Below are 18,314 nucleotides of genomic sequence, written 5' to 3'. Positions count from 1 at the left end.
GGCTCACCACGATCGAGTGCGTCGGACGCAGTCCTCACCCGCCCTCAGGACGCACCGGACCCTGAGGGAAACGAACCCACGAGGTCGCTGCCTGATCCCGCAGGCTCGGCGTCGTTCGCGGCCCACGACGTGTCGATGTCCTTCATCTCATCGCTCGAGCCCAGGCTCCCCGCGTCGTCGCTGACCGCATCCGACGGCGCCGCGCCACCCCGCGGAGGCGCGTCGACGGTCGCTCTGGAACTACGGCGATACGCGGTCGTGCCCCAGCGGAGGTCGTGGCCGATCGCATCCGCGTCGATGTCGACGCTGGTCCCCTGCTTGCCGTTGTTCTCCCATGCGCGGATCTTCATCCTCCCGGTGACGATCACGCTGTCGCCCGCCCGCAGCGAGGCCTTGGCATGCTCTCCCAACTGGCGAAAAGCCGCGACCGAATACCAGTTCGTGACCACGTCGATCCAGGTCCGCGTCGATTCGTCGAACCGCCTGTGAGTGCTGGCGAGTCGGAAGTTCGTGACAGGGATCCCGCTGGTCGTGCGCCCCTGGGTGGGATCGGTCGCAACGTTTCCCACGATCGTCACTGTGTCGTACATGTTCGCTCCTCTGTGCCCGTAACGTGCGTCCGGCTCGCTACAGAGTGCGCTCCGGCGGTGCTTCCTGCGCACGCGGAACACCAGATCCTGAACAACCAGAATCGACGTCCGCATGTGCAGAAGAACTGCGCTTGCCGCCGCATCATGCCACCCGCGCAATGTCGGTGGTCGGTCATACGTTCGAATCAGGAAAGGAGATTCGATGTCCGCCACCCTGATCACGTCCGTCCCCGAGGTTCCCCACGCGACGCCGCGGCTGTCGGCGAAGAAGGAGCACCTTGTGCGCGCCTCAGCCCATCTCTGGCGGGTGCAGGACGCGAAGGACCGGGTCCTCGGGCATCTGCGCCTCGTCCCGGATCCCCTCGGGGTCAGGTATCGGGCGGAACGCCTCCACCTCGCCACGTCGTCTTTCCGACTCGTCGGAGACTTCTGGAGCGCAGACGATGCGGTGGCCGCGCTGCGGAACGGATGAGCCTCCGCACACGGGCCCAGGCGATGGTGCCCCCGGCAGGATTCGAACCTGCGACCAAGAGATTAGAAGGCTCCTGCTCTATCCCCTGAGCTACGGAGGCGCACAGAACTACCGTACCGCGCCCGACTCGGATGTCGGAGCCGTCGATAGGATGGCGACATGGTATCTGCCTCAGAGAACGACCGCCTCGTCTGGATCGACTGTGAGATGACCGGTCTCGATCTCTCCGTCGACGAGCTCGTCGAGATCGCCGTCGTCATCACTGATTTCGAACTGCGTCCGGTCGATCCCGGCTTCCAGATCGTGATCCGCCCGAGCGACGCAGCACTCGAGAACATGAACGACTTCGTGACGAAGATGCACGAGTCCTCCGGGCTGATCACAGAGATCCCGCATGGCGTCTCGCTGGCCGAGGCCGAGGAGCAGACCCTCGCCTACATCAAGCGGTTCGTCCCCCTCGAACGCAAGGCTCCGCTCGCAGGCAACACCATCGGCACCGACCGCATGTTCCTGGCGAAGTACATGAGCCAGGTGGACCAGTGGCTGCACTACCGCAACGTCGACGTCTCCAGCATCAAGGAGTTGTCGCGGCGGTGGTACCCGCGGGTGTTCTTCCAGGCGCCGGCGAAGGACGGCGGACACCGCGCCCTCGCGGACATCCTCGAGTCGATCCGCGAGCTGCGGTACTACCGTGAGGCGGTCTTCGTCGACGAGCCCGGACCGTCGAGTGACGACGCTCGCGACATCGCCACTCGCACCGTGTCAGAGTTCACCCCGAACATGTAATAGACTCGTCTGGTTGCCAATCGCGATTGGCACATGGTGGGTATAGCTCAGCTGGTAGAGCGCTGGCTTGTGGTGCCGGATGTCGCGGGTTCGAGTCCCGTTACTCACCCCACTCAGAAGAAGGTCCGAGTCGAGAGACTCGGACCTTCTTCTGTTCTCCTCGTCGGATGACGCCTCGGTCCTCAAGCCCAGGCGGCGGTGATCGAGAGCACGCTGAGCTGCCCCTAGGATTGCGGGGTGTCGCTCGCCGTGTGGTTCTCGCTTCTGACCGCCTGCGTGGTGATCAGCTTCACGCCGGGCGCCGGTGCCATCAACACGATGTCGAACGCTCTGAGTCAGGGCTGGCGCCGATCGATCTGGGGCATCCTCGGGCAGCAGCTGGCTCTCGTCCTCCATGTCATGATCGTCGCCGCGGGCCTGGGGCTTCTCGTCTCGCAGTCCGAAGTCCTCTTCAACGTGATCAGGTATGCCGGCGCGGCGTACCTGGTCTTCCTCGGAATCCGACTGATCCTCACGAGGCCTCGACGTGCCGCCGATGACGACGGGACGGTCGTCGACCTGCACGAGGGCCACTGGTCGATGATCAGACGCGGATTCTGGGTCAACCTGCTCAATCCCAAGGCGATCGTCTTCTTCCTCGCCTTCATCCCGCAGTTCATCCGACTGGACGAGCCCCAACTCCCCCAGTACCTCACTCTCATCGGCACCGTCATCATCGTCGACATCGTGGTGATGTGGGGATTCTTCGCCACAGCGGCCGGGCCGTTCCGCAGGCTCACGAGATCCTCGCGAGGGCAGCGGACGCTCAACAGTGTCTTCGGCGTCCTCTTCATCGCCGTCGCGGGCCTCCTCGTCTTCCTCCACTGACGCGCAGCTCCCCCAGCCGGCAATAGGCTGGAGCTGATGGAGATGGATGCAGCGGACTTCGAAGAGCTCGTGATCGACGAGCTCGATCGCCTGCCCGACGAGATGGTCGACGGGCTGGAGAACGTGGTGTTCGTCGTCGAGGATCGTCCGGAGGATGGAAGCCTCGACCTGCTCGGACTCTATGACGGCTTGGCCCTGACGGAGCGAACGCAATACGGCTCCGGGGAGCTCCCGGATCGGATCGTCGTCTATCGCGAGTCTCATCTGGCCGCCTGCGACAGCGATGACGAGCTTCGCGACGAGATCCATACGACCCTCGTGCACGAGATCGCGCACTTCTACGGCATCGACGACGAGCAGCTCCACACGCTGGGGTGGGCATGAGTCCCCTCGCTACACCTGACATCGCCGAACAGCTCGATCTCTCGGCCGCCCCGCTCGAGCCCTGGGAGGTCGTCGTGTGGAACGACCCGGTGAATCTGATGAGCTACGTCGTGCGGGTCTTCCGCACCTATTTCGGATATTCGCTCGAGCGAGCCACGATGCTGATGCGACAGGTGCACCACGACGGTCAGGCCATCGTCGCTACGGGCCCGCGCGAGACGATGGAGGTGCACGCGCAGGCGATGCACGACTACGGCCTCTGGGCGACCGTCCGAAAGGCTTCGAGGTGACCGACCTGACCGTACGGGTGCGGATGGCCCGCGTCGAGGGTGCGCAGCTGGTGCACCTGGTCGACGACTTCCGTGAACTCGTGGGAGCGAACCGCGACGTCGAGGATCCCGCGATCGGTCGCCTGATTCCAGACCCCTATCCCGAAGACGAAGACTCGGCGCGCGCGTTCCGTGACGCGACCCGAGACGATCTCTTGGATCGACGCGCTCTGGACGCGGACATCGTCCGTACCGCACTCGCCGGGATGCGCGGGGACCTCGGCGACATGCCCCGGGACGAAGCCTTCGCAGAGCACGATCTCGACATCCCCCTGTCTGATGTCGACGCGTGGATGCGCACGCTCACCGCCCTCCGACTCGTCATCGCCGAGCGTCTCGGGATCCAGAACGATGACGATCATGATCCCGACGACCCGAGGTACGGCGTCTACGACTGGCTCGGATATCGTCTCGAGCTGACTGTCGAAGCGGCGGACCGCCTCCTCTGAGCTACGGCACTTCGACGACCCTGGTCGCCAGGGAGCGGGGATCATCGCGCGCGATGTGATCGCTTTCCTGCCGCGCCCACTGCTCCCAATGAGGCCGGTACGTCTCCCCATCCCGCGCCAGAGCCCGCGCCTTGCGGCCGGTTTCGGCGGACTCGATCCAGACGCGCACGTCCGCGATCGCCGCGGTGGCCGGCGTCAGTATCCCGCTCCCCTCGATGAGCACGCCCAGCGAGGGGTCTACCGCGTGAGTCTCAGCCTCGGCGCCCTTCGCCCAGTCCCAGCGTCGCCACTCCCCGAGGTACCCGCGACCATGCGGACGCAGAATACCGTTCAGTGCTCGCTCCACTCCGTCGCTGAGGCCGTCCCAACCGGGGTAGATGGAGTCGAGAGCGACGAGCTGCACCCGTCCGGCGATCGGCCAGCGCTGGACGAGCATCCGGGCGAGAGTCGTCTTACCGGCACCGCTGCGACCGTCGATGAGGACGACCGGATTGGCCGCAGACAGCATCCGGATGTCCTCGACGATCTGGGTCGCTGCGCGCTCGAGCGCGACAGCGACCGGGTCGTCACTTCTTGAGTGCACGGATGATGCGAGAGAGCGCGCGCCCGGTGACCCAGATGAACGGCACGGCGACGACGAGCAGCGTCACGATGTTGGGCTCGAATCGGAGTCCCTCCTCGCGGCGGACGTAGACGCCGACCGGAACGGAGACACCGCCGCCACCACCACCTTCGGCGCCGTCACCGCTGCCTCCGCCGAAGCCGGAGTAGGTGAAAGCGACAGGAGTGATGCTCACTCCATCGACATCCTGCTGTTCGCCGTACGCGCTCTTCACGCCGAACGCGGCGGCCTGCTTTCCGAGTTCCAGTGCAATGTTGGGCATGGCTCCACGCTAGTCCAGGAATCGTCCGCGACAAGCGTCAATCCAGTCCATGGGCCTTGGGATGCTGGGCAGCACCGCGGCCGTCACCGCGCCCTATGTGGCGCGCTCGACTGATCGTGGCGCTCCCGAACCGTGCCACGGCGTCGTCGACCGCGCCCTCGACGCGTCGCCAGTCCTCATCGTCGTCCCACAGGCCGAACCCGCCACCGCCGGCGGGACGCAGCTTCTCTGCGCGCACCCCGACGAGCCGCACAGGATCGCGTCGCTCGATCTGATCGAAGAGTGTCTGAGCCGCTTCGCCGATGCGCTGCCCCACCGCGGTGGGTTCCGGGAGCGTCTGTGAACGGCTGATGGTGCGGAAGTCGTCGAACCTGATCTTGATGGCGACGGTCGAGGTCTCCCACTCTGCTTTCCGCAGACGCGCCGCGACGCGGTCCGCGAGGCGCAGCAGTTCAGCCCTGAGGAACGATCGGTCCATGATGTCCGTGTCGAAGGTCTCCTCGTGCCCGATGCTATTCTCCACCCGCTCGGTCTCGACTGCACGGGGGTCCTCCCCGCGGGCGAGTTCCGAGAGCCGAGCGCTCAGAGCCGGTCCGACGGCACGGTCGAGAATCGCCTGCGACGAGGTGCGGATGTCCCGCACTGTGCGAATTCCTCGTCCCTCCAGCGCTTCGGCGGCTTTCGGGCCCACACCCCACATCGCACGCACTGGGCGCGGATCGAGGAAGTCCTGGGTTTCCGATGCGGCGATGACCAGCATCCCGTCAGGTTTCGAGATCGTCGAGGCCATCTTCGCCACATGCTTGGTCGCAGCGACGCCGACGCTGCAGGTGATCCCTACCTCTTCTCTGACTCGCTCGCGAACGAGGTGCGCGATTCTCGCAGGGCTTCCCCAGAGACGTCGGACTCCCCGCACATCGAGAAACGCCTCGTCGACAGAGAGCGGCTCGACGAGAGGCGTGAACGACTCGAAGATCGCCATGACCTGTCGCGAGACGGCGTGGTATCGATGGAAATGCGGAGGGACGATGCGCGCAGAAGGACACAGGCGCAGAGCCTGAGAGACCGGCATAGCTGCGCGAACGCCGTAGCGACGAGCCTCGTACGAGGCGCTCGACACCACCGAGCGACCGTCAGGCGCTCCGATGATCAACGGGAGTCCTCGCAGGCGCGGATCATCGAGCACCTCGACGGCCGCGTAGAACGCATCCATATCGACGTGCAGGATGCTCGTGCCGGTGTCGTCGGCATCCGCGGACGACACGATGCGCCCTCTGCCGTCACCGTGACCCATGACACCATTCTCCCCCGGGCCTCGGACATGAGGCCCGGGGGAACCGGTTACTGCGCAGCGCGCTCGAGGACGAGTTCGCGGACACGGGCGGCGTCCGCCTGGCCCTTCATCGCCTTCATCACAGCGCCGATAACGGCCCCGGCGGCCTGGACCTTGCCGTCCTTGATCTTGGCCAGCACATCGGGCTGCGCTGCGAGTGCGTCGTCGATCGCTGCGATCAGCGCACCGTCATCCGAGACGACCGCGAGTCCGCGGCCATCGACGACCTCCTGAGGCGTGCCCTCGCCCGCAATGACGCCCTCGAGCACCTGACGCGCGAGCTTGTCTGTGAGCGTTCCGGCGTCGACGAGTTTCTGCAGGGCCGCGACGTTCTCCGGCGAGACCAGCTCGGTGACGTCCTTCTCCTGCGAGTTGGCGAGGCGCGTGATCTCGCCCGTCCACCACTTCCGGGCCGTCGCCGGAGACGCGCCGGCGGCGATCGTCGCTTCGACGACCTCCAGCAGCCCTCCATTGCGCACGTCCTGGAACTCCAGGTCCGTGAAGCCCCACTCGGCCATCAGACGGCGTCGACGGGCGACGGGCTGTTCCGGGAGCTCGGCACGCAGGGCTTCGATCAGCTCTGCTGCAGGCTCCACCGGCAGGAGGTCGGGCTCAGGGAAGTAGCGATAGTCGTCCGCATCCGACTTCGGACGACCGGGCGAGGTCGTCCCGGTGTCCTCGTGCCAGTGTCGCGTCTCCTGAGTGATGGTCCCGCCATCGGCGAGGATCTGCGCCTGACGCTGGATCTCGTACCGGACGGCACGCTCGACCGAGCGCATCGAGTTGACGTTCTTCGTCTCGGTGCGGGTGCCCAGCTTCTCCTGTCCGCGGGGACGCAGCGACACGTTCGCGTCGCAGCGCAGGTTGCCTCGTTCCAGACGCGCCTCGGAGATCCCGAGGCTGCGCACGATGTCACGGATCGTCGCGACGTATGCCTTGGCGACCTCGGGGGCGCGGTGCTCGGTGCCGAAGATCGTCTTCGTCACGATCTCGACGAGCGGCACACCGGCACGGTTGTAGTCGACGAGCGAGTATTCGGCTCCCTGGATGCGTCCGGTCGCGCCACCCATATGGGTGAGCTTGCCGGCGTCCTCCTCCATGTGGGCGCGCTCGATGGGGATCTGCACGATCGTGCCGTCCTCGAGCTCGACCTCGACGGAACCCTCGAACGCGATCGGCTCGTCGTACTGGGAGATCTGGTAGTTCTTGCCGAGATCCGGGTAGAAGTAGTTCTTCCGGGCGAAGCGGCTCGACGGTGCGATCGAGCATCCGAGAGCGAGACCGAGACTGATCGACGAACGGATCGCCGTCTCGTTCACGACCGGGAGCGATCCGGGCAGGCCCAGATCCACCGGCGCGATCAGCGTGTTGGGCTCGGCGGCGTGGTAGAGCTCGTTCGCCGGGTTCGGCGCGTCCGAGAACATCTTGGTGTGCGTGTTGAGCTCGACGTGGACCTCGAACCCGAGCACGGGCTCGTACAGTTCGAGCGCCTTGTCGAAGTCCATGAGCTTGGCGGTGGCCATCAGCGGGTCCCTCCCACGAGCTGGGGTGCACGCGTGAGAAGCGGCGCTCCCCACGAATCGACGAGCAGCGTCTCGACGGCGGCGCCCACCTTGTAGAGTCGCGCATCCTCCCGCGCCGGTGCGATGAACTGGATGCCGACGGGCAATCCGTCTTCCGACGCGAGTCCGCTGGGGACCGAGATGCCGGGAACGCCCGCGAGGTTGACGGGAATGGTCGTGATGTCGTTCAGATACATCTGCAGCGGATCGTCGATCTTCTCGCCGATCTTGAACGCGGTGGTCGGAGCCGAGGGCGTCGCGATGACGTCGACCTCCGCGAAGGCGTTCGCGAAGTCCCGCTGAATGAGCGTGCGCACCTTCTGAGCACTGCCGTAGTACGCGTCGTAGTAGCCGGCCGACAGCGCGTAGGTGCCGAGGATGATGCGTCGCTTCACCTCGTCGCCGAAACCGGCGTCACGCGTGGCGGACATGACGTCCTCGACGGTGGGGGTGCCGTGGGGCGTGACGCGCAGGCCGAAGCGCACCGAGTCGAACTTCGCGAGGTTGCTCGACGCCTCTGCAGGCAGGATCAGGTAGTAGGCCGCGACGCCGTACTCGAAGTGCGGGGCGCCGATCTCGACGATCTCCGCGCCCTGCGCCTCCATCATCGCGAGCGCGCTGCGGAACGATTCGGCGACACCGGGCTGGAACCCGCTGTCCGGCAGCTCTCGGATGACACCGACCTTGAGCCCCTTGAGCACGTCACCGCGCGCGCCCTCACGGGCCGCATCAGCGAATGAGGGCCACTCGTCACGCAAAGACGTGGAGTCCTTCGGGTCGTGCCCGCCGATCGCATCGTGCAGGAGACCCGCGTCGAGCACTGTACGCGTGACGGGTCCGACCTGGTCGAGGCTGGAGGCGAGTGCGATGGCCCCGTAGCGGCTGACGCCGCCGTAGGTCGGCTTGACGCCCACCGTGCCGGTGACATGAGCAGGCTGACGGATCGAGCCGCCGGTGTCGGAGCCGAGTGCCAGCGGAGCCTCGAAAGCGGCGACTGCTGCCGCCGATCCGCCGCCGGAACCGCCGGGGATCCGGTCGAGGTCCCACGGGTTGCGGGTGGGACCGTAGGCGGAGTGCTCCGTCGAGGACCCCATGGCGAACTCGTCCATGTTGGTCTTGCCGAGCGGGATCAGCCCCGCCGCGCGCGAGCGGGCGACGACCGTGGCGTCGTACGGCGAGCGGTAGCCCTCGAGGATCCGCGAGCCGCTCGTCGTCGGCTGGTCGGTCGTCACGAGGACGTCCTTGATGGCGAGCGGCACGCCGGCGATCGGGCCGAGCTGCTCACCCGCCGCACGCTGAGCGTCGACAGCGGCGGCCGCCTCGAGCGCACCCTCGTTGATGTGCAGGAAGGCATGAACGTCGCCGTCGACGGCTGCGATGCGGTCGAGGTGAGCGCGAGTGGCCTCGACGCTCGAGATCTCGCGGCTGGCGAGCTTGTCGGCAAGCTCCGCCGCAGTCATGCGGATGATGTCGCTCACTGCTCTTCTCCCAGGATCGCGGTGACGCGGAATCGGCCGTCGGCCTGATCCGGCGCGTTCTGGAGCACCTGCTCGTGTGTGAGGGTCTCGCCCACCACATCGGGACGGTAGACGTTGCTCAGCGGAATCGGATGACTCGTCGCTGCGATGTCGGGGCCTGCGACCTCCGACACCTTCGCGATGTTGTCGACGATGGCATCGAGCTGGCCCGTGAGTCGGGACACCTCGTCGTCGTTGAGCTGGATGCGCGCGAGCACGCCGAGATGACGCACAAGATCAGGGGTGATTTCAGACACGGCCCCAGTCTAGTTGCCGTGCTCACCGGGTCCCTGCAGTCCGGCGAAGCCGCCCTATGCTGGGCGGGTGAGCTCGTACCAGCCTCCTCGCCCATGGATCGCCAGCTATGCCGCAGGCGTCCCGGAAGACCTCTCCCCCGTGTCCGGATCGCTGGTCGACATCGTCGCCGCGTCCGCCCGCGACTACCCGGATGCCCCCGCCCTGCAGTTCTTCGGTCGCGAGACGTCGTACTCAGAACTGCAGAATGCGATCGACCGAGCAGCCGCAGGACTGCGCGACCTCGGCGTGCGGGCGGGCGATCCCGTGGCGATCGTGCTTCCGAACTGTCCGCAGCACATCGTGGCGTTCTACGCGGTGCTCCGTCTCGGCGCCGTCGCCGTCGAGCACAACCCGCTCTACACCCCGCGCGAGCTGCGGAAGCAGTTCGAGGACCATGGCGCGAAGCACGCGATCGTGTGGAACAAGGTCGTCGCCACGGTGCAGGAGTTCCCCGCCGACCTCGCCGTGACGAACCTCATCTCCGTCGACGTGACGCGCGCGATGCCCCTTCTCACTCGTGTGGCGCTGCGGCTGCCGGTGGCGAAGGCCCGTGAGTCTCGCGCCGCTCTGACCGAGAAGGTGCGAGGAACCGTCACCTGGGACTCGCTGGTGCAGTCGGCCCCGATCCCTGCCGCGCACCCGAAGCCCGCCACCGACGACCTCGCGATCATCCAATACACGTCCGGCACGACGGGAACCCCCAAGGGCGCCGCCCTGACCCACGGCAACCTGCTCGCGAACGCCGCGCAGTCGCAGGCATGGGTTCCGTCGATCCAGCGCGGCAAGGGCTGCGTCGTGTACGCGGTGCTGCCGATGTTCCACGCATACGGTCTGACGCTCTGCCTGACGTTCGCGATGTCCATGGGTGCGCGCCTGGTGCTCTTCCCGAAGTTCGATCCGGATCTCGTGCTCGACGTGATGAAGAAGCACCCCGCCACCTTCCTTCCCCTCGTGCCCCCGATCGCCGACCGCCTGCTGTCGGCGGCGAAGGCGAAGGATGTCTCGCTCGACGGCATCGAGGTCGCGATCTCCGGTGCCATGGCTTTGCCGCACGAACTCGTGGTGCCGTTCGAGGCGGCGACGCATGGCTTCCTCGTCGAGGGGTACGGACTCAGCGAGTGCTCCCCCGTGTTGATGGCGAACCCCGTAGCTGACAACCGCGTGCCCGGCACCGTGGGACTTCCTCTTCCGGGAACCGAATGCCGCGTCGTCGATCCCGAGAACCCGACCGTCGACGTTCCTGAAGGATCCGCGGGTGAGCTCCTGGTGCGCGGACCCCAGGTGTTCTCCGGTTACTACGGCAAGCCGGAGGAGACGGAGGCCGTCTTCGTCGACGGCTGGTTCCGCACCGGTGACATCGTGACGGTCGATGAGGCGGGTTTCATCCGGATCGTCGACCGCATCAAGGAGCTGATCATCACCGGCGGCTTCAATGTGGCCCCCACCGAGGTCGAGAGCGCTCTGCGTCAGCATCCTCAGGTCGTAGACGCGGCCGTGGTCGGTCTGCCGAGCGACCACTCCGGCGAGGAGGTCGTCGCCGCGATCGTCGTCGACGCGGGGGCAGACGTCGACGTCGAAGCGATCCGCGAGTATGCGCGCAGCATCCTCACCCCGTACAAGGTTCCGCGGCGTCTGTTCATCGTCGACGAGCTGCCCAAATCGCTGATCGGCAAGGTGCTGCGTCGCCAGGTCAAGGAGAGACTGCTCACTCTGACTTCCGGCTCCTGAGGGCGCCCTCACAGGCGCGGAATCCCGCGAAGCGCTACCCTTGGTCAGTGACTCCTGAAGACGCTGTGCCCACCGACGCCCCCGAGACCCCTGGATTCGAGGAGCTCGGCATCACCGGCCCCGTCCTCAAGGCCATCAAGGACCTCGGCTACGAGACCCCCTCCCCCATCCAAGCCGCCACGATCCCGACCCTGCTCTCCGGTCGCGATGTCGTCGGTATGGCGCAGACCGGAACGGGAAAGACCGCGGCATTCGCGCTCCCCGTGCTCGAGCGCCTCGACGTGTCCCAGAAGACCCCGCAAGCTCTCGTGCTCGCTCCGACCCGCGAGCTCGCTCTGCAGGTGTGCGAGGCGTTCGAGTCGTACGCGTCGAAGATGAAGGGCGTCCACGTCCTCCCCGTCTACGGCGGACAGGGCTACGGCGTGCAGCTGTCGGCGCTGCGCCGCGGCGTGCACGTGATCGTCGGCACCCCCGGTCGCATCATGGACCACCTCGCCAAGGGCACCCTCGACCTGTCCCAGCTGCAGTACCTGGTGCTCGATGAAGCCGACGAGATGCTCAAGATGGGCTTCGCCGAAGACGTCGAGCAGATCCTCGCGCAGACGCCCGAGGAGAAGCAGGTAGCCCTCTTCTCAGCGACCATGCCCCCGCAGATCCGCCGACTCGCGCAGAAGTACCTGCGTGAGCCCGAAGAGATCAGCATCAAGTCGAAGACCGCCACCGGCACCAACATCACGCAGCGGTACCTCGTGGTGTCGTACGCGCAGAAGGTGGATGCGCTCACTCGCATCCTCGAGGTCGAGAACTTCGACGGCATGATCGTGTTCGTCCGCACGAAGAACGAGACCGAGACGCTGGCCGAGAAGCTGCGTGCCCGCGGATACTCCGCCGCCGCCATCAACGGCGACGTGCCCCAGGTCCAGCGTGAGCGCAGCGTCAACCAGCTCAAGGCGAGCAAGCTCGACATCCTCGTCGCGACCGACGTGGCCGCTCGCGGTCTCGACGTCGAGCGCATCAGCCACGTCATCAACTTCGACATCCCCACCGACACCGAGTCGTACGTGCACCGCATCGGCCGAACCGGCCGCGCGGGACGCACCGGAGACGCGATCAGCTTCATCACCCCGCGTGAGCGCTACCTGCTCAAGTCGATCGAGAAGGCCACGCGTCAGCAGCCCACTCAGATGCAGCTGCCCAGCCTCGACGACGTGAACACCACGCGCCTCGCCCGCTTCGACGACGCGATCACGACCGCGCTCAGCGATAGCACCCGCATCGAGAAGTTCCGCGACATCATCGACCACTACGTGCGCAACCACGATGTGCCCGAGGCCGATGTCGCAGCTGCGCTCGCTGTCGTCGCCCAGGGCGATACTCCTCTGCTGCTCGACCCGGCCGACGACGCCCTGTCGAAAGCGGTCGAGTACGACAACCGTCCGCCGCGCGAGAGCAACACTCGCGAGCGTCGCGAGACCCGCGAACCGCGCGAGCGCCGTGGGCGCGGCGACTACAAGCCGTACCGCATCGAGGTCGGACGCCGTCACCGCGTCGAGCCCCGTCAGATCGTCGGCGCACTCGCGAATGAGGGCGGCCTGGGTCGTGATGACTTCGGCGCGATCAACATCCGGCCGGACTTCACTGTCGTCGAGTTGCCGGCGAACCTCGATTCGTCCGTCCTGGAGAAGCTGAAGGACACCCGCATCTCGGGTCGGCTCATCGAGATCAAGCCCGACCGTGGGCCTGGAGCCCGTCGTAACGACGGCCCTCGTGACGGCGCCCGCGGTGGGTTCGAGCGCCGCGATGACCGTCCGCGCTACGACCGTGACGACCGTCCTGCTCGCACCGATGAGCGAGGCGAGAAGCCGTTCCGCAAGCCCCGACACAAGGGCTGATCAGCCGTAGAACGCATCGAGCGCGCCGTGCCCGGACGAAAGTCCGGGCACGGCGCGCTCGCGTGCACCGATGGGCAGCCATCCTGAAGGGCCAGCCTGCGCGTCAGGCTCCCGAAGGCCTGTGGCGAGCGAGACGCGCGGCCACGTCGATGAGCTGTTCAGGGCGCGCGAGCAACGCTCTCTGCTCCGGGTTGTCGATGAGATGCTGCAGCAGCCGGTGTGCCCCGTCCACCGTCGGTGTCCAGTACCCGCCGACGTGGTGACGGCTCAGCGGTGCGATCGACGTTTCCCCGTCTGCCAGGAGCTCGACCGCGCCATCCTCAGGGTCGAATCCGAGATCGGACACGGCGAGGAACGTCAGGGCGCCGAGGACGAGCGTGCTCAAGAGGCCGGGCAGACGGAACCGCGTGGTGGGCACGTCGAGGATCACTCGCTGCACCTGGGACCAGGAAATGATCCCCCGGTTCTCTGTGCCGTGGCGGATCAGGAGCGCATCAGGCGTCAGACGCAGGTGGTTGCGGCCCGGGTCTCCCACAGCCATCGCGCCGGAGACGGCGATCAGCGGTCCATATCGCCTCATCCCAGAGCGTCCGGCCCCTCCGTGACGAGGATGTGGAACTGAGCGGCATCGAGGATGCGGATGCCGAGCTCCTCCGCCTTCCCCAGCTTCGACCCCGCTCCGGGACCGGCCGCGACGAAGTCCGTCTTCTTGGAGACGCTCGACGCGGCCTTACCGCCCGCCTTGAGGATGGCCTCCTGCGCTCCATCTCGGGTGTACCCGTCGAGCGAACCGGTCGCCACGACCGTGATCCCGTCCAACACACCGCCCTGGACGACTGCCGCGCCCGGACCGGGATGACCGGGCGTGGCCCACTGGACGCCTGCCTCGGCCCAGCGACGAACGATGTCCTGGTGCCAGTCGACATCGAACCACGCGAGCAGGGAGTCGGCGATGATGCCGCCGACTCCTTCCACAGCGGCGAGCTCGTCGCGAGAGGCCGCGCGGATCGCGTCGAGCGAACCGAACCACTGCGCCAGCGCCCTCGCCGCGACCGGCCCGACGTGACGGATGTTCAGTGAGACGAGCAGCCGCCAAAGGTCTTTGGTCTTCGCCTTCTCGAGTTCCGCGAGCAGAGTCACAGCTTGAGAGGAGGGCTGGGGGCCCTCCAGCCCCGACTTCTTCTCTGTGGCGGTCGGGTTGCGTCGAAATGGCGCCCTCGTCTTCACGAGACCGTCTTCGTCCTCCTTGGGCAGCCCCGTCTCGGCATCGCGCACGACGAGCTCGATCGGCACGATCTCATCGAGCGTCAGCGCGAACAGTCCGGCTTCGGTCTCGAGAGGCGGTGTCGCCGGCGAGGTCGGCTGGGTGAGCGCGGCAGCCGTGACTTCTCCGAGCGCCTCGATGTCGAGGGCGCCCCGCGACCCGATGTGCTCGACACGACCGCGAACCTGGGCCGGACACGAGCGCGCGTTGGGGCAGCGCAGATCGATGTCGCCCTCCTTCATCGGACGCAGGGGCGTGCCGCACTCGGGGCATTCGATCGGCATCACGAACTCCCGCTCGGTACCGTCGCGTTTCTCGACGACCGGACCGAGGACCTCGGGGATCACGTCGCCCGCCTTGCGCAGGACGACGGTGTCGCCGATCAGCACTCCCTTGGCTTTCACAACGTCCTTGTTGTGCAGCGTCGCCTGCCTGACGACGCTCCCCGCGACCTGGGCGGGAGCCATCACCGCAAACGGCGTCGCCCTGCCGGTGCGACCCACAGACACGACGATGTCGAGCAGCTTCGTCTGCACCTCTTCGGGCGGGTACTTGTACGCGATCGCCCAGCGAGGCGCCCGACTGGTGGCGCCGAGCTCGTCGTGAAGGGACAGCTCGTCGACCTTGACGACGATCCCGTCCAGCTCGTGCTCGATATCGTGGCGGTGCTCGCCGAAGTACTCGACGAACGCAACCACGTCGTCGATGCTCGTGCACACCCTGGTGTGCGGGCTGGTCGGCAGCCCCCAGTCCGACAGCTTGTCGTAGACCTGACTCTGTGCGGCGACCGGCGGATTCTCCCAGGCCCCGATGCCGTGCACGTACAGCGCGAGCGACTCGATGCGCAGCATCCCCGCCTCGAGTTCGAGCCCGTCCTTCTTGTCGATCTGCTGACGCAGGCCACCACTCGCCGCGTTCCGCGGATTCGCGAACGAGGGGAACCGTCGAGCCGCAGCAGTTCGCGCCTTCTCTTCGTCGAACGGCTTCTTCGCTCCGCTCCGAGCCTCCCAGCGGGCGAGAGCATCGGCGTAGGCCCGGTCGCGGAACTCCGCCTGTGCGGCATTCAGGCGCTCGAAGGCGGCCACGGGAATGAACACCTCGCCGCGCACCTCGACGATGGGAGGGTGACCTTCGCCGCTGAGCTCGAGGGGGATCTCGGGAAGGCGCAGCGCGTTCTCGGTGACGATCTCACCGACGCGCCCATCTCCCCGCGTCGCCGCCGACGTCAGCCGCCCGTTCTCGTAGCGGAGATTGATCGCGAGGCCGTCGATCTTGAGTTCGGTGAGCCAGTCGACAGCTCGCCCCGCAGAGGCGCGCGTCTTGGCGGCCCAATCCCTGAGCCCGTCGATCGAGAACACGTTGTCGAGACTCAGCATCCGCTCCGCGTGCTCGATGGTGGCGAGCCCGGTGGCCTCGGCCGCCCCCACCATCTGAGTGGGCGAGTCCTGACCCTGCAGCTCGGGATGCATCCGCTCCAGCTCTTCGAGCCTGTGCATCCACCCGTCGTAGGTGAAGTCGTCGACGAGTGAAGTGTCGCGCCCGTAGTACGCGTCCTTCGCTTCGAGGATTCGAGTGGTCAGCTCGTCCGCTTCGATACGGGCGTCTTCCAGCGAGATGTTCTCCGGCACCCCGCCAGTCTACGAGCGGGCGCCGACATCGAGAGGCAGGCGCTATGCGTCGACCGGCACTGCGGACACGGTGCGGTCGATCGTGAACTGGCCGAGCACGCGCGTTCCGACGTACAGCACGGCGGTCTGGCCCGGCGCGACGCCGTTGAGCGGCTGCTCGGGAACGACGCGCACGCCCTCGGGCGAGACGAATGCCCGGGCTGCTTCCGGCTCGGCGTGGGCGCGGATCTGCACCTCGCAGTCGAACTCGGAGTCGACGGGCGCTGCGCCCGCCCAGCTGAATCGATCGCCCGAGATCTCACGCGTCGCGAGAGCCTCCTTCGGCCCCACGACCACCGTGTTGGACACCGGCCGCACCTCGAGCACGAAGCGGGGCTTGCCGTCGGCCGCCGGGACGCCGAGCTTCAGACCACGGCGCTGACCGACCGTGAAAGCGTGCGCGCCCTCGTGCGAGCCGACGACGGAGCCCGTGCGGTCGACGATCTCACCGGTGGCGGTACCGACCTTCTCGGCCAGCCAGCCTCGCGTGTCACCGTCGGGGATGAAGCAGATGTCGTGGCTGTCGGGCTTCTGCGCGACACTCAGCCCACGCTCCTCCGCCTCGGCACGCACGACCGCTTTGGACGGAGTCGTTCCGAGCGGGAAGTAGGTGTGCGCGAGCTGCTCGGCGGTGAGTACGCCGAGCACATAGGACTGATCCTTGGCGTTGTCCGCGGCTCTGTGCAGCTCGAGACCGGCGTCCGTGGGGATCAGCGTCGCGTAGTGCCCCGTGCACACCGCGTCGAAACCGAGCTCGATGGCGCGCTCGAGAAGGGCGGCGAACTTGATCTTCTCATTGCAGCGCATGCAGGGATTGGGGGTGCGCCCTGCCTGGTACTCCGAGACGAAATCGGCGATCACGTCGTCGCGGAAGCGCTCGGAGAAGTCCCAGACGTAGAACGGGATGCCCAGGAGATCGGCCGCACGACGCGCATCGAGCGCATCCTCGATCGTGCAGCATCCCCGGCTTCCGGTGCGCAGCGTGCCGCCCGCCCGGGACAGCGCGAGATGCACGCCGACGACGTCGTGCCCCGCGTCCACGGCCCGTGCGGCCGCGACTGCGGAGTCCACTCCGCCACTCATGGCCGCAAGAATCCTCATGGGACCAGTCTACGAGCGTGGGGCTGAGCCGGAGCCGGAAGCCCGCAGGTAGGCCTCGCCGATGGATGCGAGGACGGCATCGACGTCGGCGTCCGTCGATGTGCGTCCCAGCGTGAATCGGAGCGCGCTGCGCGCGTCCTGCTCACTGCGCCCCATCGCCATCACGACATGCGATGGCTCCGCCACACCCGCCTGGCAGGCCGACCCGGTCGACGCGGCGATGCCTGCCATGTCGAGAAGGAAGAGCAGGCTCTCCCCCACCGCTCCGGGAAACAGTATGTGGGCGTTGCCGGGGAGCCGTCGCGAGCCGTCTCCCAGAAGCTCGGCCTGCGGCACCCGCGCCAGGATGCCGTCGATCAGCCGATCGCGCATCGTCGCCAGCCGCGCGGTCTCCGTCTCTCGCTCCGACTCGGCGAGCTCGAGCGCGGTGGCGAAGGCCGCGGCACCGGCCACGTCCTGCGTTCCGGCGCGAAGTCCGCGCTGCTGCGCGCCGCCGCGAAGGAGTGCGGAGAGCCGCGCGGTGCGAGCGACCACCAAGGCTCCGACGCCGACCGGCGCGCCGATCTTGTGTCCGGCCACGCTCATCGCGACAAGACCGACCGAGTCGGGCGCATCGCCTCTCAGCGTGCGGAACGACAGAGGCAGGTGGCCGAGGACCGCGACCGCATCGAGATGGAGGGGAACGAGCGCCTGTGCGGTCGACGACCCCAGCATGGCGGCGTCGTTGATCGTCCCGGCCTCGTTGTTGGCGACGAGCGCGGTCGCCAGCGCCGCGCCCGGAAGCTGGGCAGTGAACTCGTCCACGTCGATGGCCGCCGAGCGATATACCGGAACAGCGCGCAGCACCGCCCCTGCCGCCACCAGGGCCTCGACGGTGTCCATCGTCGCGTGGTGCTCGGCATCCGGCATAACGATGGCATCCGACTCCGCCGGCCGCGCCTGCCACAACCCCTGAAGCGCGAGATTGATCGACTCCGTGCCCCCGGAGGTGAACACGACCTCGATGGGGTCGCAGTCGAGCACTGCGGCCGAGCGCTCGCGTGCCTCCTCGAGCAGGCGCCGCGCGTCCTGGCCGGCACCGTGCGTCGATGACGCATTCCCGACCATCTCGCTCGCTTCGAGCCACGCCTCCCGCGCCTCGGGACGCAGCGGCGTCGTCGCGGCGTGGTCGAGATAGTGCTGCATCCCTCCA

At 67.2% G+C, this 18,314-nt stretch carries 19 protein-coding genes and 2 tRNA genes; 9 read left to right on the top strand and 12 right to left on the bottom strand.

Going from position 1 to position 18,314, the window contains the following annotated elements; genetic code table 11:
- Positions 1–44: 44 nt before the first annotated feature.
- Positions 45–590 (bottom strand): single-stranded DNA-binding protein, encoded by a 546-nt coding sequence (locus tag SOM10_RS02365; protein ID WP_320488216.1) that lies wholly within the window; start codon positions 588–590, stop codon positions 45–47.
- Positions 591–792: 202 nt separating this feature from the next.
- Here SOM10_RS02365 and SOM10_RS02360 point away from each other — a divergent pair, with 202 nt between their 5' ends.
- Positions 793–1,062 carry a hypothetical protein gene (locus SOM10_RS02360; protein ID WP_053096023.1) on the top strand — a complete coding sequence of 90 codons (270 nt, stop codon included), beginning with the start codon at positions 793–795 and terminating at the stop codon, positions 1,060–1,062.
- A gap of 24 nt (positions 1,063–1,086) precedes the next feature.
- Here SOM10_RS02360 and SOM10_RS02355 read toward each other — a convergent pair.
- Positions 1,087–1,162: transfer RNA gene (locus SOM10_RS02355), tRNA-Arg, on the bottom strand.
- Between the two features lie 59 nt (positions 1,163–1,221).
- Between SOM10_RS02355 and orn the strand changes: the two genes are divergently transcribed.
- The 6 genes from orn to SOM10_RS02325 all read left to right on the top strand — a co-directional run bounded on the left by orn (position 1,222) and on the right by SOM10_RS02325 (position 3,877).
- A complete protein-coding gene (gene orn / locus SOM10_RS02350; RefSeq protein ID WP_053096022.1) occupies positions 1,222–1,848 on the top strand; it encodes an oligoribonuclease in 627 nt (208 codons plus the stop codon).
- A 36-nt stretch (positions 1,849–1,884) separates the two neighbouring features.
- Positions 1,885–1,960 (top strand) — tRNA-His (locus SOM10_RS02345).
- Positions 1,961–2,085: 125 nt separating this feature from the next.
- On the top strand, positions 2,086–2,715 hold the full coding sequence (locus SOM10_RS02340; RefSeq protein ID WP_320488214.1) for a LysE family transporter: 630 nt from the start codon (positions 2,086–2,088) through the stop codon (positions 2,713–2,715).
- Positions 2,716–2,751: 36 nt separating this feature from the next.
- Positions 2,752–3,099: a metallopeptidase family protein gene (locus SOM10_RS02335; RefSeq protein ID WP_053096020.1), complete on the top strand. Its 348-nt coding sequence runs from the start codon at positions 2,752–2,754 to the stop codon at positions 3,097–3,099.
- Positions 3,096–3,389 carry an ATP-dependent Clp protease adapter ClpS gene (gene clpS / locus SOM10_RS02330; RefSeq protein ID WP_320488212.1) on the top strand — a complete coding sequence of 98 codons (294 nt, stop codon included), beginning with the start codon at positions 3,096–3,098 and terminating at the stop codon, positions 3,387–3,389. The genes SOM10_RS02335 and clpS overlap by 4 nt, the downstream gene beginning before the upstream one ends.
- On the top strand, positions 3,386–3,877 hold the full coding sequence (locus SOM10_RS02325; RefSeq protein WP_320488211.1) for a DUF2017 family protein: 492 nt from the start codon (positions 3,386–3,388) through the stop codon (positions 3,875–3,877). The genes clpS and SOM10_RS02325 overlap by 4 nt, the downstream gene beginning before the upstream one ends.
- Position 3,878: 1 nt before the next feature.
- Here the strand turns inward: SOM10_RS02325 and SOM10_RS02320 are convergent, their stop codons facing one another.
- From SOM10_RS02320 to gatC, 6 genes are read right to left on the bottom strand one after another with little or no spacing between them, the layout of a single operon-like run.
- The gene (locus SOM10_RS02320; protein ID WP_157538167.1) at positions 3,879–4,460 is read right to left on the bottom strand and encodes a hypothetical protein; all 582 of its coding nucleotides are present in this window, start codon (positions 4,458–4,460) and stop codon (positions 3,879–3,881) included.
- Positions 4,444–4,761: a hypothetical protein gene (locus SOM10_RS02315; protein ID WP_053096016.1), complete on the bottom strand. Its 318-nt coding sequence runs from the start codon at positions 4,759–4,761 to the stop codon at positions 4,444–4,446. Before SOM10_RS02315 ends, SOM10_RS02320 begins: the two co-directional genes overlap by 17 nt.
- Positions 4,762–4,798: 37 nt before the next feature.
- Positions 4,799–6,055 (bottom strand): DNA polymerase IV, encoded by a 1,257-nt coding sequence (gene dinB, locus SOM10_RS02310; RefSeq protein WP_320488210.1) that lies wholly within the window; start codon positions 6,053–6,055, stop codon positions 4,799–4,801.
- A 47-nt stretch (positions 6,056–6,102) separates the two neighbouring features.
- On the bottom strand, positions 6,103–7,617 hold the full coding sequence (gene gatB, locus SOM10_RS02305) for an Asp-tRNA(Asn)/Glu-tRNA(Gln) amidotransferase subunit GatB (RefSeq protein WP_320488209.1): 1,515 nt from the start codon (positions 7,615–7,617) through the stop codon (positions 6,103–6,105).
- The gene (gatA, locus tag SOM10_RS02300; RefSeq protein WP_320488208.1) at positions 7,617–9,134 is read right to left on the bottom strand and encodes an Asp-tRNA(Asn)/Glu-tRNA(Gln) amidotransferase subunit GatA; all 1,518 of its coding nucleotides are present in this window, start codon (positions 9,132–9,134) and stop codon (positions 7,617–7,619) included. The genes gatB and gatA overlap by 1 nt, the downstream gene beginning before the upstream one ends.
- Positions 9,131–9,430, bottom strand: a complete 300-nt coding sequence (gatC, locus tag SOM10_RS02295; protein ID WP_053096012.1) for an Asp-tRNA(Asn)/Glu-tRNA(Gln) amidotransferase subunit GatC — start codon at positions 9,428–9,430, stop codon at positions 9,131–9,133. The genes gatA and gatC overlap by 4 nt, the downstream gene beginning before the upstream one ends.
- 67 nt (positions 9,431–9,497) lie before the next feature.
- Here gatC and SOM10_RS02290 point away from each other — a divergent pair, with 67 nt between their 5' ends.
- Together SOM10_RS02290 and SOM10_RS02285 are read left to right on the top strand one after the other, a co-directional pair.
- Positions 9,498–11,198: a long-chain-fatty-acid--CoA ligase gene (locus SOM10_RS02290; RefSeq protein ID WP_320488207.1), complete on the top strand. Its 1,701-nt coding sequence runs from the start codon at positions 9,498–9,500 to the stop codon at positions 11,196–11,198.
- Between the two features lie 47 nt (positions 11,199–11,245).
- Entirely contained in the window at positions 11,246–13,090 is a 1,845-nt protein-coding gene (locus SOM10_RS02285; RefSeq protein ID WP_053096010.1) for a DEAD/DEAH box helicase, read from the top strand.
- A gap of 103 nt (positions 13,091–13,193) precedes the next feature.
- Here the strand turns inward: SOM10_RS02285 and SOM10_RS02280 are convergent, their stop codons facing one another.
- Genes SOM10_RS02280 through SOM10_RS02265 form a run of 4 tightly spaced genes read right to left on the bottom strand, consistent with a single transcriptional unit; the run spans position 13,194 to position 18,307 of the window.
- A complete protein-coding gene (locus tag SOM10_RS02280; protein ID WP_320488206.1) occupies positions 13,194–13,670 on the bottom strand; it encodes a hypothetical protein in 477 nt (158 codons plus the stop codon).
- On the bottom strand, positions 13,667–15,982 hold the full coding sequence (ligA, locus tag SOM10_RS02275) for an NAD-dependent DNA ligase LigA (protein WP_320488205.1): 2,316 nt from the start codon (positions 15,980–15,982) through the stop codon (positions 13,667–13,669). The genes SOM10_RS02280 and ligA overlap by 4 nt, the downstream gene beginning before the upstream one ends.
- 42 nt (positions 15,983–16,024) lie before the next feature.
- Entirely contained in the window at positions 16,025–17,122 is a 1,098-nt protein-coding gene (gene mnmA, locus SOM10_RS02270) for a tRNA 2-thiouridine(34) synthase MnmA (RefSeq protein ID WP_187249587.1), read from the bottom strand.
- 9 nt (positions 17,123–17,131) lie between these two features.
- The gene (locus tag SOM10_RS02265; RefSeq protein WP_320488204.1) at positions 17,132–18,307 is read right to left on the bottom strand and encodes a cysteine desulfurase family protein; all 1,176 of its coding nucleotides are present in this window, start codon (positions 18,305–18,307) and stop codon (positions 17,132–17,134) included.
- Positions 18,308–18,314: the final 7 nt, after the last annotated feature.

The sequence above is a fragment of the Microbacterium sp. CFBP9023 genome (genome assembly GCF_034045055.1).
Classification (GTDB): Bacteria; Actinomycetota; Actinomycetes; order Actinomycetales; family Microbacteriaceae; genus Microbacterium.
The sequence above is the reverse complement of the archived record's forward strand: the minus strand, read 5'-3'. Positions and strand labels throughout refer to the sequence as shown.

Bases quoted from the DNA above. Each gene is read 5' to 3' on its own strand.
- clpS (WP_320488212.1), top strand. From the start codon at position 3,096: ATGAGTCCCCTCGCTACACCTGACATCGCCGAACAGCTCGATCTCTCG.
- SOM10_RS02265 (WP_320488204.1), bottom strand. From the start codon at position 18,307: ATGCAGCACTATCTCGACCACGCCGCGACGACGCCGCTGCGTCCCGAG.
- SOM10_RS02280 (WP_320488206.1), bottom strand. From the start codon at position 13,670: ATGAGGCGATATGGACCGCTGATCGCCGTCTCCGGCGCGATGGCTGTG.
- dinB (WP_320488210.1), bottom strand. From the start codon at position 6,055: ATGGGTCACGGTGACGGCAGAGGGCGCATCGTGTCGTCCGCGGATGCC.
- gatB (WP_320488209.1), bottom strand. From the start codon at position 7,617: ATGGCCACCGCCAAGCTCATGGACTTCGACAAGGCGCTCGAACTGTAC.
- SOM10_RS02315 (WP_053096016.1), bottom strand. From the start codon at position 4,761: ATGCCCAACATTGCACTGGAACTCGGAAAGCAGGCCGCCGCGTTCGGC.
- orn (WP_053096022.1), top strand. From the start codon at position 1,222: ATGGTATCTGCCTCAGAGAACGACCGCCTCGTCTGGATCGACTGTGAG.
- SOM10_RS02360 (WP_053096023.1), top strand. From the start codon at position 793: ATGTCCGCCACCCTGATCACGTCCGTCCCCGAGGTTCCCCACGCGACG.
- mnmA (WP_187249587.1), bottom strand. From the start codon at position 17,122: ATGAGGATTCTTGCGGCCATGAGTGGCGGAGTGGACTCCGCAGTCGCG.
- SOM10_RS02365 (WP_320488216.1), bottom strand. From the start codon at position 590: ATGTACGACACAGTGACGATCGTGGGAAACGTTGCGACCGATCCCACC.
- SOM10_RS02335 (WP_053096020.1), top strand. From the start codon at position 2,752: ATGGAGATGGATGCAGCGGACTTCGAAGAGCTCGTGATCGACGAGCTC.